The 15,194-nt window shown below is 67.8% G+C and carries 17 protein-coding genes; 10 read left to right on the forward strand and 7 right to left on the reverse strand.

Going from position 1 to position 15,194, the window contains the following annotated elements; translation table 11 throughout:
• Positions 1 to 204 precede the first annotated feature (204 nt).
• Positions 205 to 2,751, reverse strand: coding sequence for an MMPL family transporter (locus ACIQLD_RS13195; RefSeq protein WP_402608435.1), 2,547 nt, complete (start codon positions 2,749 to 2,751; stop codon positions 205 to 207).
• Between the two features lie 69 nt (positions 2,752 to 2,820).
• Here ACIQLD_RS13195 and ACIQLD_RS13200 point away from each other — a divergent pair, with 69 nt between their 5' ends.
• Positions 2,821 to 3,393 (forward strand): TetR/AcrR family transcriptional regulator, encoded by a 573-nt coding sequence (locus ACIQLD_RS13200; protein WP_402608436.1) that lies wholly within the window; start codon positions 2,821 to 2,823, stop codon positions 3,391 to 3,393.
• A 9-nt stretch (positions 3,394 to 3,402) separates the two neighbouring features.
• Here ACIQLD_RS13200 and ACIQLD_RS13205 read toward each other — a convergent pair whose 3' ends face one another.
• From ACIQLD_RS13205 to purL, 3 genes are all read right to left on the reverse strand, one after another.
• Complete coding sequence (locus ACIQLD_RS13205; RefSeq protein ID WP_402608437.1) at positions 3,403 to 3,726, reverse strand: cupin domain-containing protein; 324 nt, start codon at positions 3,724 to 3,726, stop codon at positions 3,403 to 3,405.
• Between the two features lie 76 nt (positions 3,727 to 3,802).
• Positions 3,803 to 3,958 carry a hypothetical protein gene (locus ACIQLD_RS13210; RefSeq protein WP_168441047.1) on the reverse strand — a complete coding sequence of 52 codons (156 nt, stop codon included), beginning with the start codon at positions 3,956 to 3,958 and terminating at the stop codon, positions 3,803 to 3,805.
• Positions 3,955 to 6,288 carry a phosphoribosylformylglycinamidine synthase subunit PurL gene (gene purL / locus ACIQLD_RS13215; RefSeq protein ID WP_402608438.1) on the reverse strand — a complete coding sequence of 778 codons (2,334 nt, stop codon included), beginning with the start codon at positions 6,286 to 6,288 and terminating at the stop codon, positions 3,955 to 3,957. Before purL ends, ACIQLD_RS13210 begins: the two co-directional genes overlap by 4 nt.
• A gap of 126 nt (positions 6,289 to 6,414) precedes the next feature.
• Between purL and ACIQLD_RS13220 the strand changes: the two genes are divergently transcribed.
• The 6 genes from ACIQLD_RS13220 (at position 6,415) to ACIQLD_RS13245 (ending at position 10,478) form a co-directional block, all read left to right on the forward strand.
• Complete coding sequence (locus tag ACIQLD_RS13220) at positions 6,415 to 7,479, forward strand: hypothetical protein (RefSeq protein ID WP_402608439.1); 1,065 nt, start codon at positions 6,415 to 6,417, stop codon at positions 7,477 to 7,479.
• 216 nt (positions 7,480 to 7,695) lie between these two features.
• Complete coding sequence (locus tag ACIQLD_RS13225; protein WP_402608440.1) at positions 7,696 to 8,892, forward strand: MalY/PatB family protein; 1,197 nt, start codon at positions 7,696 to 7,698, stop codon at positions 8,890 to 8,892.
• Positions 8,893 to 8,988: 96 nt separating this feature from the next.
• Positions 8,989 to 9,219 carry a hypothetical protein gene (locus ACIQLD_RS13230; protein WP_402608441.1) on the forward strand — a complete coding sequence of 77 codons (231 nt, stop codon included), beginning with the start codon at positions 8,989 to 8,991 and terminating at the stop codon, positions 9,217 to 9,219.
• 44 nt (positions 9,220 to 9,263) lie between these two features.
• The gene (locus tag ACIQLD_RS13235) at positions 9,264 to 9,986 is read left to right on the forward strand and encodes a 3-keto-5-aminohexanoate cleavage protein (protein WP_402608442.1); all 723 of its coding nucleotides are present in this window, start codon (positions 9,264 to 9,266) and stop codon (positions 9,984 to 9,986) included.
• 35 nt (positions 9,987 to 10,021) lie between these two features.
• Entirely contained in the window at positions 10,022 to 10,180 is a 159-nt protein-coding gene (locus ACIQLD_RS13240) for a hypothetical protein (RefSeq protein WP_402608443.1), read from the forward strand.
• Between the two features lie 37 nt (positions 10,181 to 10,217).
• A complete protein-coding gene (locus ACIQLD_RS13245) occupies positions 10,218 to 10,478 on the forward strand; it encodes an NUDIX domain-containing protein (RefSeq protein WP_402608444.1) in 261 nt (86 codons plus the stop codon).
• 9 nt (positions 10,479 to 10,487) lie between these two features.
• On the opposite strand, the gene ACIQLD_RS13250 is transcribed toward ACIQLD_RS13245, so the two are convergent.
• Positions 10,488 to 11,231, reverse strand: coding sequence for an ArsR/SmtB family transcription factor (locus ACIQLD_RS13250; protein ID WP_402608445.1), 744 nt, complete (start codon positions 11,229 to 11,231; stop codon positions 10,488 to 10,490).
• A 12-nt stretch (positions 11,232 to 11,243) separates the two neighbouring features.
• Between ACIQLD_RS13250 and ACIQLD_RS13255 the strand changes: the two genes are divergently transcribed.
• A complete protein-coding gene (locus ACIQLD_RS13255) occupies positions 11,244 to 11,849 on the forward strand; it encodes a flavin reductase family protein (protein WP_402608446.1) in 606 nt (201 codons plus the stop codon).
• 52 nt (positions 11,850 to 11,901) lie between these two features.
• Here ACIQLD_RS13255 and ACIQLD_RS13260 read toward each other — a convergent pair whose 3' ends face one another.
• Both ACIQLD_RS13260 and ACIQLD_RS13265 read right to left on the reverse strand, forming a co-directional pair.
• A complete protein-coding gene (locus tag ACIQLD_RS13260; RefSeq protein ID WP_292767690.1) occupies positions 11,902 to 12,282 on the reverse strand; it encodes a VOC family protein in 381 nt (126 codons plus the stop codon).
• A gap of 107 nt (positions 12,283 to 12,389) precedes the next feature.
• On the reverse strand, positions 12,390 to 13,391 hold the full coding sequence (locus ACIQLD_RS13265) for an SDR family NAD(P)-dependent oxidoreductase (RefSeq protein ID WP_402608447.1): 1,002 nt from the start codon (positions 13,389 to 13,391) through the stop codon (positions 12,390 to 12,392).
• An 86-nt stretch (positions 13,392 to 13,477) separates the two neighbouring features.
• Here ACIQLD_RS13265 and ACIQLD_RS13270 point away from each other — a divergent pair, with 86 nt between their 5' ends.
• Both ACIQLD_RS13270 and ACIQLD_RS13275 read left to right on the forward strand, forming a co-directional pair.
• A complete protein-coding gene (locus tag ACIQLD_RS13270; RefSeq protein ID WP_402608448.1) occupies positions 13,478 to 14,056 on the forward strand; it encodes a TetR/AcrR family transcriptional regulator in 579 nt (192 codons plus the stop codon).
• Between the two features lie 193 nt (positions 14,057 to 14,249).
• Positions 14,250 to 15,182 (forward strand): hypothetical protein, encoded by a 933-nt coding sequence (locus ACIQLD_RS13275; protein WP_402608449.1) that lies wholly within the window; start codon positions 14,250 to 14,252, stop codon positions 15,180 to 15,182.
• Positions 15,183 to 15,194: the final 12 nt, after the last annotated feature.

Consider the following 15,194-nt stretch of genomic DNA (forward strand, 5'->3'; position numbering starts at 1 on the left):
CCCACTCTAGACATGGCCTCTGACGCCGGGGTCGTGCTCCGTGTGGGGCACTGTGTCGGGCGGAGAACTCCGGTGACGTCGGGGTCGTGCTCCGTGTGGGGCACCGTGTCGGGCGGAGAACTCCGTGTCGGGCGGAAGTTTCGCCCCCGAACCCTCCTCCCGACACGGAGAACTCCGCCGGGCGAGGTGTCTCCGAGCTCCCGATCAGGCGGAGGTGCGGCTCGTCGGCACCGAGTCGGTCGTCGTCGGCACGGCCACGGCCTTCATCCCGGGGTGATCGCGTTCGAGCGCCGCCCCCTCCATGTCGACGTTCGGCAGGATGCGGTCGAGCCAGCGCGGCAGCCACCAGGCCGAGCGTCCGAGCAGGTGCATGAGTGCCGGCATCAGCAGCATCCGCACCACGAACGCGTCGAGCAGCACGCCGAACGCGAGTCCGAAGCCGATGGAGCGGATGATGGTCGACTCCGAGAAGATGAACCCGCCGAACACCGACACCATGATGAGGGCGGCGGCGATCACGACCGAGCGGCCGGCACGGAAGCCCTGGGCGACGGCATCCCGCGCCGAGGCGCCGTGCACATACGCCTCGCGCATGCCGGAGGCGAGGAACAGCTGATAGTCCATCGCGAGCCCGAACAGGATGCCGACGAGGATCACGGGCAGGAAGCTGAGGATCGGCCCGGTGCTGTGCAGCCCGATGATCTCGGCGCCCCAGCCGAACTGGAACACCGCCACGATCAGCCCGTAGGTCGCGAACAGGGACAGCACGAACCCGCCGGTCGCGATGATCGGCACCAGCAGCGACCGGAACACCACGATCATGATGAGCAGCGAGAGCCCGACCACGACCACGAGGTACAGCGGCAGGACTCCGGCCAGGGCCTCGGAGATGTCGATGTTGATCGCGGCCTGACCCGCGACGCCGAGGGTGATGCCGTCGCCGATCGCGGGCATCGAACGCAGGTCCTGCACGAGCTTCTCGGTCGAGGCGCTGTTCGGCCCCTCCTTCGGCACGACCTGGAACGCGAGCAGCGTGTTGTCGTCCGACGTCGCGATCGGCGCGACGGCCACCACGTCGTCCTGGTCGGCGATGGCCTGGGCGATCGTGACCTGCGTGGAGAGCAGGTCGTCGTCGCTGACCGCCTCGTCGAGGGTCGCCGTCACCAGCAGCGGTCCGTTCGCGCCCTCGCCGAACTGCTCGTCGACGGTCTGGAACGCACGGTAGCTGGTGGAGTCGCTCGGCTCGCTCGATCCGTCGGGCAGCCCGAGGCGCATCGACATGGCGGGGATCGCGATGATCAGCAGGGCGACGACGCTCACGAGGGCGGTGACGATCGCGCGGAGGGTCGACATGCGCTTCACGGGCTTGCCCGCAGCGTGCTCCTGGCCGATCGTGCCCCGCGCGCGCCGGCTGAGCAGGCGGGTGCCGACGAGTCCGAGAATTGCGGGGGCGAGGGTGATCGCGACGAGCACGGCCACCGCGACGCAGACCGCGCCGACCGTGCCCATGAGTCCGAGGAAGGGCACGCCGGTCACGTTGAGGGCGAGCAGCGCGACGATCACGGTGGTTCCGGCGAACACGACCGCCGTGCCGGAGGTGCCCGTGGCGAGGCCGATGGATTCGCGTACCGGCACCCCGGCGAGCAGCTGCTTGCGGTGCCGGTTGACGATGAACAGCGAGTAGTCGATGCCGACCGCGAGCCCGAGCATGACACCCAGCACCGGGGTCACCGAGGCCATGTTCACGATGCCCGAGAAGGCGAGGGATGCCGTGACGCCGACGCCCACGCCCACGATCGCGGTGACGATCGGGAGGGCGGCGGCGATGAGGGATCCGAGCATCACGATGAGGACGATCGCCGCGAACGCGAGGCCGACCGCCTCGCCGATGCCGAAGATCTCCGGGACGCCCTGTGCGATGTCGGTGCCGAAGTCGACCTCGACGCCGTCGATGGGAGCGGATTCGAAGTGGTCGATCGCGCCCTGCTTGACCTCTTCGGAGAGTTCGAGGCGCGGGTCGACGAACGAGATGTTGACGATGGCGGTCGATCCGTCTTCGGAGACCACACCGATGCCGTCCGCGAGATCGAGGAGGGTCGAGCCCAGCTCCGCCTGGTCGGCGTTGTCGTCGAGGGTGATGCGGGCCTGGTCGAGCTGGGCGCTCTGCGCTGCGACCTGAGCCAGCTGGGCGTTCACTGCCGCGATCTGCGCGTCGAGGGCCGCGAGCTGTGCCGATCCCGCGCCGGACTGCTCGGCCTGGGTGCGGGCGGCCGTGAGCTGTGTGAGACCGGCTTCGAGCTGCGCGCGGCCGTCGTCGAGCTGGGTCTGGGCGGCATCCAGCTGGGCGCGGCCGTCGGTGATCTGGGTCTGGCCGTCGGCGATCTTCTGCGCCTGCTCGTCTTGCTGCGTCTGCGCGTCGAACGGATCGATCACGCGGGCGACGCCGTCGAGGTCTTCGGCGCTCACGGCGAGGGCGGAGATCTCCTTCTTCTGCTCGTCGGTGAAGGGCGACCCGTCTTCGGTCTTGTAGACGACCGTGCCGGTGCCGCCGGCGGTGTCCGGAAGCTTGTCGGCGAGTTCGTCGATGACCGTGCCCGAGGCGGTGCCGGGGATGTCGAAGCTGTTGCTCAGCGTGCCGCCGAGGGTGAGGAAGGCGCCGACGCCGATACCGAGGATCAGCACCCACGAGACGATCACCGTCCACGCCTTGCGCGCAGCGAACGAACCCAGACGGTAGAGCAGTGATGCCACAGTGGTCTCCTTCAGACTCGAAGATCATACGGCACGTCTCGTCTAGAGATCTGTGGCTATCCTGAGTCCATGGTCAACGAGCATCGGAGCGGGCCCGTGCGCAGCACGGCGGCGCGCGAGGCGATCCTCGATGCGACCTCCCGACTGTTCCATGCCCAGGGGTACGACCGGCTCACGATCGAGGGCATCGCCAAGGAAGCCGGGGTTGGCAAGCAGACCATCTACCGCTGGTGGCCGTCGCGCGGAGCGCTGATCGCCGACTGCCTCGTGGACGGCCGCCTCATCCCCGTCGACTTCGTCGTACCAGACACAGGCGACCTGTTCGCCGACGTCGAGACCTGGCTGCAGTCGGTCTTCGGGATCCTCGCGAGCACGCAGGGCCAGGCGCTGCTGCAGTCCCTGGTCGCGGCCGCCGCCGAAGACGCCGCGGTCGGTGCGCACCTCGGGGCGAGCCTCGGGGTCGAGCAGCACCTGTCCGAGCGGCTGCGCGGGGGGATCCGCGACGGTCAGCTGCCGGAAGACGCCCCGATCGCGCAGATCGGCCGGGCGATCCTGGGCGCGATCATCGTGGAATCGCTCGGACGTGAGAGCCACGGACCCGACGGGATCATCGAGCTGACGAGGTACCTCTTCACCCGCTGAGACCTCGCGTCACTCGAGCCATTCGGTGACGAATCGGTCGTTCGCGTGGATGTGCGTCGCCTCGTAGGTCCCGCCGTCGAGCACCTCGAACCGGTGCGAGACGAGCGCCGGGACGACGAGGATCTGCCCGCCGATGCCGACAACCTGCTCCTCGCCGACCGTGAACAGCGCACGGCCGTGGTGGATCACGAACGTCTCGGCGTACGGATGACGATGAAGACGCGGCCCTCTCCCCGGAGTTGCGATGAACTCGCGCATGATGCTCACGGGCGAGCCGAGGATGTACCCCTCGATGTCTTCGTCGTGGGCCACGTCGACGGGCTGGATGCTCATGGTGCCTCCGTTCCCGCCCGAGGGTACGCCTTCGGAAGGGAGCGGTCGAGAGGTGGCGTGCCGGCTCGAGTGTGCTTCAGCCGAGGAGCAGCGTCAGCACGGTCGCGCCGCCACCGCCGAGGATGAGCGCGATGATGACGGTCCAGGCGACGATGCGGATGCGCCGGTTGCGCTTCTCGCCGAGGTCGCCGTAGTCCTCGTCGTTCGGGTTCTGCCGGCTGACGTCGCTCATGCGGTGACCTGCTCTGTGACCGTCGGGCCGAAGTACGACGGGAGGGTGGCCTGCGAGCGCTCACGAAGCTCGGCGGCCGAGACGGTGAAGACGCCCTGCACCTCGAGCTTCGCGCCCTCGCTGTCGGTCACGCCGATGCGCATCACCGGATAGTCGCGTCCTTCGCAGAGGCCGCGGAACTTCACGTCGTCTTCGCGCGGCACGGTCACGATCACGCGGCCGGTCGACTCGGAGAACAGGGCGGATGCGGCATCCACTCCGTCGCGCTCGATGATCTCGTTCAGCCAGACGCGAGCTCCGACGCCGAAACGCATGACGCCCTCGGCGAGTGCCTGCGCGAGGCCTCCCTCGGAGAGGTCGTGCGCCGAGGAGATCAGCCACTCGTCGCGAGCCGCGGCGAGCAGACCGGCGAGGCGCTTCTCGCCCGCGAGGTCGACCTTCGGCGGCAGTCCGCCCAGGTGCTGGTGCACGACCTCTGCCCAGGCAGAGCCCGAGAGCTCGGTCGAGGTGGTGCCGAGCAGGTAGATGTTCTGGCCCTCGTCCTGCCATCCGGAGGGGATGCGGCGCGAGACGTCGTCGATGATGCCGAGCACACCCACGAGCGGGGTCGGGTGGATCGGCACGTCGCCGGTCTGGTTGTAGAACGAGACGTTGCCGCCGGTGACCGGGGTGCCCAGCTCGTAGCAGCCGTCGGCGAGGCCGTCGACCGTCTGACCGAACTGCCACATGACCTCGGGGTTCTCGGGAGAGCCGAAGTTCAGGCAGTCGGTGATCGCCGTGGGCACGGCACCGGTGACGGCGACGTTGCGGTACGCCTCGGCGAGGGCCAGCTGTGCGCCCGCGTACGGGTCGAGCTGGCAGTAGCGGCCGTTGGCATCGGTCGAGACCGCGAAGCCGAGGCCGGATTCCTCGTCGACGCGGATCATGCCGGCGTCGTCGGGGAAGCTCAGGGCCGTGTTGCCGAGCACGTAGTAGTCGTACTGGTTGGTGATCCAGCTCGTGTCGGCGAGGTTCGGCGAGGCGACGAGGTTCAGGAACTGCTCGCGCAGCGTCTCCGGGTCGTTCGCGCGGGGCAGGTTCTCGGCGGCATCCGCCTGCAGGGCGTCGATCCAGGTCGGGTAGGCGACCGGGCGGTCGTAGACGGGGCCGTCGACCGCGACCGTCGAGGGGTCGACGTCGACGATGCGCTCCCCCTGCCAGTCGATGATGAGGCGTCCGTCACCGGTGACCTCGCCGAGCACGGAGGTCTCGACCTCCCACTTGTTCACGACCGCGAGGAAGGCGTCGAGCTTCTCGGGCGCGACGATCGCCATCATGCGCTCCTGCGACTCCGACATGAGGATCTCCTCTGCCGTGAGCGTGGGGTCGCGCAGCAGCACGTTGTCGAGCGAGACCTTCATGCCGCTGTTGCCGTTGGCCGCGAGCTCGCTGGTCGCGCACGAGATGCCGGCGGCACCGAGGTCCTGGATCGCCTCGACGAGCTCGCCGCGGTACAGCTCGAGGCAGCACTCGATGAGCACCTTCTCGGCGAAGGGGTCGCCCACCTGCACCGCGGGGCGCTTGGTCGGACCGGTGGAGTCGAAGGAGTCGGAGGCAAGGATGCTCGCACCGCCGATGCCGTCGCCACCCGTGCGCGCGCCGAACAGGACGACCTTGTTGCCGACGCCGGTCGCGTTGGCGAGCTTGAGGTCTTCGTGACGCAGCACGCCCACCGCGAGCGCGTTCACGAGCGGGTTGGCCTGATAGACGGCGTCGAAGACCGTCTCGCCGCCGATGTTCGGCAGGCCCAGGCAGTTGCCGTAGAAGCTGATGCCGCTGGTCACGCCGTGCACGACGCGGGCGGTGTCGGGGTGGTCGACCGCACCGAAGCGCAGGGCGTCCATGACCGCGACCGGGCGGGCGCCCATCGAGATGATGTCGCGGACGATGCCGCCGACGCCGGTCGCCGCACCCTGGAAGGGCTCGATGAACGACGGGTGGTTGTGCGACTCGGCCTTGAAGGTGACGGCCCAGCCCTCGCCGACGTCGACGACGCCCGCGTTCTGGCCCATGCCCACCATCAGGCGTTCCTTCATCTCGTCGGAGACCTTCTGGCCGAAGCGACGGAGGTAGTTCTTCGACGACTTGTACGAGCAGTGCTCGCTCCACATGACGGAGTACATCGCCAGCTCGCCCGAGGTGGGGCGGCGTCCGAGGATCTCCTTGATGCGCTCGTACTCGTCGGGCTTGAGTCCGAGGGCCGCGTACGGCTGCTCCTTCTCGGGCGTCGCGATCGCGTTCTCGACGGAGTCGGGGACGTGCTGGTGGGAAGGTGCAGGGGCGGTGGTCACGCGCACTCCAAAGGAAGGGGCCGGCGGGGCAGCTTCAGTCTACCGGCGTGGCGTCTTGCGGTTTCGACGCCGGATCGTTGCCGTGGCGCACGTAGCGGTTCATCGGCCGCCTTCTACGCTGATCGTGTGCATCTGCGTCCTCTTGCTGTCGTCAGCCTCGTCGCCGTCTTCGTCATGACCGGGTGCTCCCCGGCGCCCGAGGTGTCGCCGAGCCCGTGGGCGTCGTCGACTCCGACGCCCACTCCCACCGTCGAGCCGATACTGGCACCCGTGGCCGCGTTCGATGTCACCTGTGCCGAGGTGGACAGCGTCACCACCGGCCTGCTGGGCGAATCCTTGGGAGGGGTGAGCGAGACCATGGGGCTGACGTCCTCGCCGAACTGGTACCCGGGTCCTGCGCAATACATGATGCAGAGGGCGGGAGGCATCGCCTGTTCCGCGGGCGATCCGGCGAGGTTCGATTCGCAGTCGCAGGACACCTACTGGTCGGTCGCGATGGTCCCCGATGCGCAGATGATCCTCGACGGTGCGGCGAGTCGCGGGGCGGCAGGCAACGTCGACATCGTCGTCCGGTGCTACGAAGGAGGGTGCATGTTCACGCTTCGAGACGGTGACGTTCTGCTGACGGGGGCGCTCACGGCTCCCGACCTCGTCGAAGGCGACCAGGATCGCGTGCGTGAAGCAATGGAAGGGCTGCTTGCGACCGCAGCGGGCACACTTCGAGACTTCGAATACGGTGCGAGCGAGATCGCCGCAGCCCGATGCGAGACCATGCTCACGGGGGAGGAGGTCTCCGCCCTGGTGGGCACACATGTCGAGATCGTGGAGTTCACCACGCTGGGAGTGTGGGGCATTCCTGCAGAGGTGTATTACGTGAACGGCGGAGGGCAGTACTGCATGTACGCGGAAGGCTCGGATATCTACCACGACGCCACCCTGGTCACCCTCACCACGCTCCCGTCCGGTGCCTGGGCCTTCGAAGAACTCGACGGCGGGAGCCCCGTCTCCATCGAGGGTGCAGACACCGCGCTCTCCGGTACCGACTTCTATGGGCGCTCCGTTCTCGATGTTCGCGTCGGCGCCGACTGGCTCCGCTTCACGACGTCCGAAGGTGAGGATGCATCGACGATGACGTCGATCGCAACCATGGCCGTCGAGCACCTGACCCGTGGGCGCCCCGCCCCGCAGTGATCGCGGCCTCGCCCTTCCGCTCGGCCCGGCCGCTTCCGCTCGGCCCGGCCGCTTCCGCTCGACCTGGCCGTCATGGATGGAAACGCGAAATGCGACGGCACAGCGGTGTCCGTAGATTGGTCGGAGCCGTTGCGAATGGAGTCCCCGTGTCCGAGATCCGCGTCCTGCACGCGTCCTGTATCGACGCCGTCGGCTGAGCCGGCGGGCACCCAAATCATGACCACGGACCGTTCCTCGCAACCGTCGCATCCCTTCGATGCGCGCACCCGTCTCTTCCTCGATCGGCCGCAGAGTCGCAAGTGGAGTCTGCATCCCGGTCGCATCGGGGCGTGGGTGGCGGAGATGGATTTCGGGGTCGCTCCCGAGATCGCCGAGGCACTGCATCGCGCGATCGACGACGAGAATCTCGGCTACCTCTCCCCTCCGCAGGCCGCGGAGCTGGGGGAGGCGACGGCCGAGTGGATGCAGGATGAGTACGGCTGGGCGGTCGACCCCGAGCGTGTGCATCCGGTCTCGGACGTGATGGCGGCGCTCGGTGTCGCGGTGCAGGAGTATGCGCCCGCGGGGTCGCCCGTGATCGTGCCGACTCCGGCGTACATGCCGTTCCTGACATACCTGCCGGCGATCGGGCATCCGGTGATCGAGGTCCCCGGCGTCGAGATCGACGGACGCTGGCAGCACGATCTGCAGCGCATCGACGAGGCGTTCGCTGCAGGGGCGCGGACGCTCGTGCTCTGCAACCCGCACAACCCGACCGGCACGATCGTCGGTCGGGAAGAGCTGGAGGCGATCGCGGAGATCGTCGAGCGCCACGGCGGGCGGGTGTTCGCGGATGAGATCCATGCACCGCTGCGCTACGACGGTGCGCCGTTCGTGCCCTACGCGTCGGTGTCGGCGGCGACCGCCGCGCACACAGTCACAGGCACGAGTGCCTCGAAAGCGTGGAACATCCCGGGGCTGAAGACCGCGCAGCTGATCACGTCGAACGATGCCGACCAGGAGCTGTACAAGCGGTTCGGGTTCGCGGTGCAGCATGGCGCGGCGACCCTCGGCGTGGTGGCCTCGACGGCGGCGTATCGGGCGGGAAAGCCGTGGCTGACGGAGGTGATCGCGTACCTCGACGGATCGCGGCACGAGCTCGCGCGGCTGGTGGACGAGCATCTTCCCGGGGCTGTGTATCGCGTGCCCGAGGCGACGTACATCGGGTGGATCGACACTGCCGCCTTGGGGATTCCGGGACCGCCGGCCGAGTTCTTCCGTGAGCGGGCCGGGGTCGTGCTGACCGAGGGCAGGCTGCTCGGGCGTGGCGCCGAGGGCCACGTTCGGGTGGTCTTCGCGACACCGCGTCCGATCCTCGAAGAGGCGTTCGTGGCGATGGGTGATGCCGTGCGCCGGGCTGGTCTTACGGTCTGAGCCGGGGGTGCTCGGGCGGCGCCGTGGAGGCTGTCAAGCCCCTCTGCCGTGTCGGTGGTCTCACGTAGAAAAGGATACGAGAGAAGGGATCCCGCCATGGCTGCAGGCGACATCGAGACATTCCACCGCAACGGTATCTGGTTCAACCGCATCGAAGGGGAATCGCAGACGTTGGGGAGCAGTTTCGAGAGCGAAGCCGAGGCGGTGAAGGTCGGTCGCAGTGCGGCGGTCGCACGTCAGGTCGAGCACACGGTGCGGACGGAAGAGCGCCCGTCGGCCGACTCCTCCGCCTACGATCTGCACCCGCGCGAGCTGATCGGCCGTTGACGGTGGCGTCGGACTCCGACCCTCCTGCCCGGTCTGCGCGTCGGATGCAGTTGCAGGTATGTGTCAACGGCGCCCGTGATGCGGTCGAGCACCCGTGGCTGAGCGCGGATGCCTCGGTCGTGGCCGACGACGCCGCGCGTGCGGTGGCTGCCGGGGCGCAAGAGGTGCACGTGCACCCGAAGGATGCGGCGGGTCGGGACAGTCTCGCTGCCGATGATGTCGCGCGGTGGGTGCGGGCGGTGCGTGCCGCGATTCCCGGCGTGCCGGTCGGGGCGACCACGGGGGCGTGGGCGGAGCCCGATGTCGCGCGTCGTCTCGCCGCGATCGAGTCGTGGACGGAGCTGCCCGATCACGCATCGGTCAATTGGCACGAGGCCGGCGCTGACGAGGTAGCCGCTCTGCTGCTGAAGCGTGGGATCGCGGTTGAAGCCGGACTGTGGGACGCGGCCGGTTTCGAGGTGTGGAAACGTTCGCCTGTGAGAGGTGAGTGCCTGCGGGTGCTGATCGAGCTTCCCGACGAGCCGACCGAGATGCTGCGCGAGCACGCCGAGGGGATGATCGCGCACGTCGAGCTCGAGGAGCCTGATCTGCCGATCCTGCTCCACGGCGAAGAGGGCTCGACGTGGCCGGTGTTCGACCTCGCGGCCGAGCTCGGGCTGGCCTCGCGCATCGGGTTGGAAGACACCCTGCTGCTTCCCGACGGTGCGCCCGCGCCGGGGAATACCGCGCTGGTGCGGGCGGCCGTGGCGCGGATGCGGGGAGTCTGACCGGTCCGGTGCCCGTCGTGCGCCATCCTGGGGCGATGTTCGCTGACTCGCTCCTTCCTTTCCTTCTGATGAACCTCGCGTACATCCTCATCGGGATCCTCGTCACGTGGCTGGTGATCTATTCGGCCGTGCGCGCGGCGCTGACATCGCACCGGCAGGCGATGGCGAGGGACGGGCGCTCCGGTCAGGTGTGACCGGAGGGCGTCGAGCACCGCCACCTAGACTCGCGGCATGCCCCTCTCTGACTATGTCCGGTCGATCCGCGTGCGGATCGGTCACGACCTGTTGCTGCTGCCGGGCGTGACCGCGGTGATCCGCGAGGGCGATCGTTTCCTTCTCGCACGCACGGCGGGTTCGGAGGAATGGGGTCTGATCGGTGGTGGGGTCGAGCCGGGGGAGGATCCGGACGAGGTCGGATGGTTTACGCGCGCCGAAGTCGCAGAGCTGCCGCATCCGCTCTGGGTCGACCGGATGTTGGCCGGAGCCGACTAGGGCGTGCCGTCAGAAGCGGTCTGTCGAAAGCAGGTCCGCGAGACCCTCCCGTCCCGCGGCGGTGAGCCGCACCGCGCGGGTGCTGGACGGAACCTGTTCGATCCATGCCTTCTCTTTGAACGTCGCGAGGAGCATGTCTGCGGCGAGCCCGGCCAGGTGTTCGCGTCGTTCCGTCCAGTCGAGGCACGGACGGGTGAGAGTGCGCTTCGGATGCTTCGGCAGGTCGATGCCGAGCGACGTCAGCCAGGCCCGTCCCGGCGGGGTGAGCGAGAAGTCTGACTCGATCAAGCCCTTCGCGTGCATACCGTCGGTGAGTGCGATGCCGAGTCTGCCCGCGAGGTGGCGGTAACAGGTACGTGCCTCCCTGATGGCGCGGTCACGGTGTTGGGCGTCGAGTGACGGCTTGGCAGGCCGGACGCGACCGGAGAATGCTGCGAGTGACTCGACCAGTTCAGCGGCGGGGGTCCCGGCGAGCCGGAGGTAGCGGTGCCGACCCTGCCGCATCTCCTCGACAAGCCCGGCGTCCAGCAGCCTGTCGGCGTGCTCGCTCGCTGACGACCGAGCGATGTCGGCGGTCTTGGACAGTTCAGTGAGCGTCCATGCCCTTCCATCGAGCATCAGGAGCAGCATCGACGCGCGGGCGTCGTTGGCGAAGACGGCGGCCGTCGCCGCCAGTTCCGGACTACTCGTTTCCTTCATTGCAAGAACTTTATCGCCGGCATTGTTCGGTCCAGCCCGAACCGTTCCCGCCACAGACTGGACCTCATGAACCCGACTCTGGCAATCGAACCCTCCGTGTTCTACTTCGGGACCCCCGTCGCCCTGCTCAGCACGCTGATGCCGGGAGACGAAACAGCGAACATCACTCCCATCTCCTCAACCTGGGCTCTGGATGACACCTATGTCTTGGGGTTGAGCAATTCGGGCCGGGCGATGCGCAATCTCCGCGAGAACGGTGAGCTGGTCATCAACCTGCCCGACGCCCCGCTGTGGGAGTCGATCGAGAGGATCGCCGACACCACCGGGGTTGCTGAAGTCCCGCGCCACAAGCGGGAGAAGTACAGGTATGAGCCGGACAAGTGGACGCTCGGCAGATTCACTCCGCGGCCGAGCGGGGTGGTTCTGCCCCCGCGGATCGCCGAATGCCCCGTTCAGATGGAGGCCCGGGTCACGAACATGACGCCGTTGGGTGAGGACGGAGACGCCACCATCGTCCACGCGAAGGTCCTGCGCACGCACGTGCATCAGGCGCTGACGGTGCCGGGAACCTCGCACATCGACCTGGACGCCTGGAACCCGGTGTATTACACGTTCCGGCACTACTTCTCGCAAGGCGAGAGGGTCGGGGTGAGCTTTCGCGCGGAACAGTGAATCGTTCAGTCCGGAATGTGCGACAGGTCGTGCGGATGGCCCGAGGCCCGATTCAACGTCTGCCGCCCCAGCCCGCCCAGTCGGGCCGGTCGACGATGCAGAAGCGGTTGCCTTCGGGATCTTCCATGATCACGTAGTCGGCGTCGGCCGGGCGGCCGTCCCAGTGCACCTCGCGTGCGCCCAGGTCGAGGAGCCGTCGCACTTCGGCGCTCTGGTCCTCCGCGTAGATGTCGAGGTGGATGCGCGGAGGCAGTATGCGCTCGGAGTGGTGGGCGTCGAGGGCGATGCAGGGAGCGTCGGCGTCGCGCGGCTTCAACACGACCCAGTCGTCTTCGGCCGGATCGCGTTCGACGTAGTCCAGGGCTGCCTTCCAGAACGCGGACTGCGCAGGGAGGTCCGTCACGCGGATCACGACCGACACGAGCTTCAGCATGACGTCGAGTGTAGGTGGAGGGTGCGGACGCGGCTATCGGGAGATGTCGGATACGAGAAACGCCCCGCCGTTCGGGTCGGCGGGGCGTTGATCTCGCGGGTGCGGGCTTACTGCACCGACCATCCGCCGTCGGAGGCGAGGATGGCGCCGTTGATGTTCACGGCGTCGTCCGACAGCAGGAACGTGATCGAGGCGGCAAGGTGCTCGGCGGTCGCCACGGTCGGGATGGCCTGCTGGAACGGGGCCAAACGGCCGGAGCCGTACTCCGACATGTGCGGGGGCATCGGGATGCCGGTGGCGACGCCGCCGGGGGCGACGGAGTTCACGCGGATGCCCTTCGGCCCGTACATGAAGGCTGCGGACTTCGTGACGCCGATGATGCCGTGCTTGCTGGCCGTGTAGGCGTTGCCCGAGGCGTTGCCGCGCAGGCCCGCCTCGCTCGAGACGTTGAGGATCGCACCGCGACCGGCTGCCTCCATCACAGGGATGACCGCGCGCATGAGCTTGAACGGAGCGGTCAGGTTGATCGCGATGACGCGGTCCCAGACGGCATCCGGGGTCTCGCCCGCGGGGGAGAAGTCGTCGTTGATGCCGGCGACGTTCGCGAGGCCGTCGATGCGGTCGCCCGCGGCAGCGATGACGGCGTCGATCGCGTCCTGCTTCGTGAGGTCGCCCGCGACCGTGACGATGTCCGCATCCGGCAGCTCGGCCTTGAGGGCGTCGAGCTTCTCGGCGGCGATGTCGCTGGCGATCACGCGTCCGCCTTCACGGACGATGCGCGAGGCGGTGGCCTTGCCGATACCGGACGCGGCGCCCGTCACGATCACGGTCTTGCCGGCGAAGCGGCCGGAGGTGGGCTTCTCGATCCAACCCTCGGAGGCGTCGTCTTCGGGGATCTCGCCGCCGTTGGCCGCGCGCACGAGGTCGTCCACGACCGACTGGGGAAGCTGGCCCTGGCTCATCGCGACGAGCTGCTGCAGGGGGAGTCCGAGCACGGGGGTGAGCAGCTCGGGGTCGGCGCCCGTCTTCTCGAAGAGTCCGCGGATGAGAGGTCCGCCGGTCGGGTCGTTCATCCAGTCGCCGATGGTGGAGTGTGCGGTGAGGGCCATGCTCTTTCTCCTTGTTCGGGTCCCGTGCAGGTTTCGCAACGGTGCGTCTACTTATGTTCCAGTGTACGCCTGGGTACGCTCGAAAGGTGCCCCGTCCTCGAAGTGAGAAAGCCCGCCAGTCCGTACTGGACGCGATGCGGCGTGCGCTCGCCGCAGACGGCTACGAGGCCGTGACGATCGAGGGCCTCGCCGCCGAAGCGGAGGTCTCGAAGCAGACGATCTACCGGTGGTGGCCGTCGAAGGCCGCGATCCTCGGGGAGGCGCTGCTCGAGGGGGCGCTGCCGGGAGCCGAGGTGTCGGTGCCGATGACGGCAGACCTCGGAGCGGATCTGCGGGCGTGGTTCTCGGCGATGAGTGCCGGACTGGCTCGCCCCGAGGGCGTGGCGCTGGCGCGGGCGCTGATCGAGGTGACGGCGGCCGATCCCGAGCTGGGGTTGGTGTTGAACGAGCGGCTGGCGGCGCCGATCCGTGAGTGGGTGGGCGAGCGGGTGTCGCGCGGGCGTGCCAACGGGGACGTGCGGGCGGATGTGGATGCGGCCGCGATCGCAGATCAGTTCATCGCGATGGCGTCGTACTCTGCGCTGATCGGGCAGCCGTTAAGTGCGGAGCGGGTGGAGGAGACCGTGGTGCGGTTGCTGCGGGGGATTGCGGTTGCTGGTCGCTGAGGCACTGCGTTCGTCGGCGTGTGGTCGATGAGGCGTGAGGCGCTCGCGGCCACGTGACGGGTGGCGTATGCGGCTTGACCGAACGCAGCATATCAGTAACGTCCTCATATGTATGCTTTCATTTCTCATATGGCCAAGCTTGACAGGCGAGGCCAACTATCGGCGGGCCGCTACGAGTGAATGGACCCCAGAGATGATGCAAAGAACGCGCGAACTCCTCGTGGCGATAGCCGCCACCATTGCCCTCACGATAACGATGGCTTTGCCGGCTCATGCGTCGGACAGCGACGTTGACGACGCGGAGTCTGTCGCGGCCACGATTGAGGCGGCGACCCCGACAACGACTCTGTCCCAGCCGGGGATGGTCCAGGGCGGCCAGTTGAGCACGACGGTAGGGGAGATTTCAGCGGCAGTACCGCTTTCGGCTGAAGAGAACGTCGTTGTGAGTGTGCCGATTGATGGAGGCACCCAGACGGAAAGTCGGGCGATCGAGCTACCTGACGAAATCCCCATCAGCGATGGTGTGGTGGCTGAGGATGGCACCGTCGTCTTCACTGCCGACGACAGTTCGGGTGATGCAGTTGCTGTGCAGACGCTCGCCGACGGATCGACGCGCATCCAGACCGTGTTGGGCGGTGCCGAGAGCCCACGCGAATTCGGATACCGCATGGATGGCTATCAGCCGTACCAGAGTGACACCGGTGAAGTGATCTTCTTGGACGAGACCGGCGACTACGTTCCTGTCGCCGCTCCGTGGGCGACTGACGCGAATGGTGCCGCGGTGGAAACGCGGTACGAGGTGCGAGGGGATGAGCTGTTCCAGGTTGTGACCCCGAGCGCCACAACCGCGTACCCGGTGGTGGCTGATCCGAGCTGGATCTGGAACGGCCCGATCTGGGGAATGAAGCTCACGCGTGCTGAAACCTCGCGGGTCCGGGACTACACGGCTGCGGTCGGGATGTGTGGAATCTTCGCAAAGGCGCTGCCGAAGGTGTTCCAGGCGTGCGCCGTCTTTGGCTCATACATTGTGGCTCAGGCGCATATCGCTCAGGGAGACAACCCTAAGACCTGCTTGTTCTTCACTGCTGCGCCGGTGCCAGGGGTCATCATGAGGGTGACATGCTGACGAAGGAGCGAT

This window comes from Microbacterium sp. NPDC091662, from assembly GCF_044756705.1.
Taxonomy (GTDB): Bacteria; Actinomycetota; Actinomycetes; order Actinomycetales; family Microbacteriaceae; genus Microbacterium.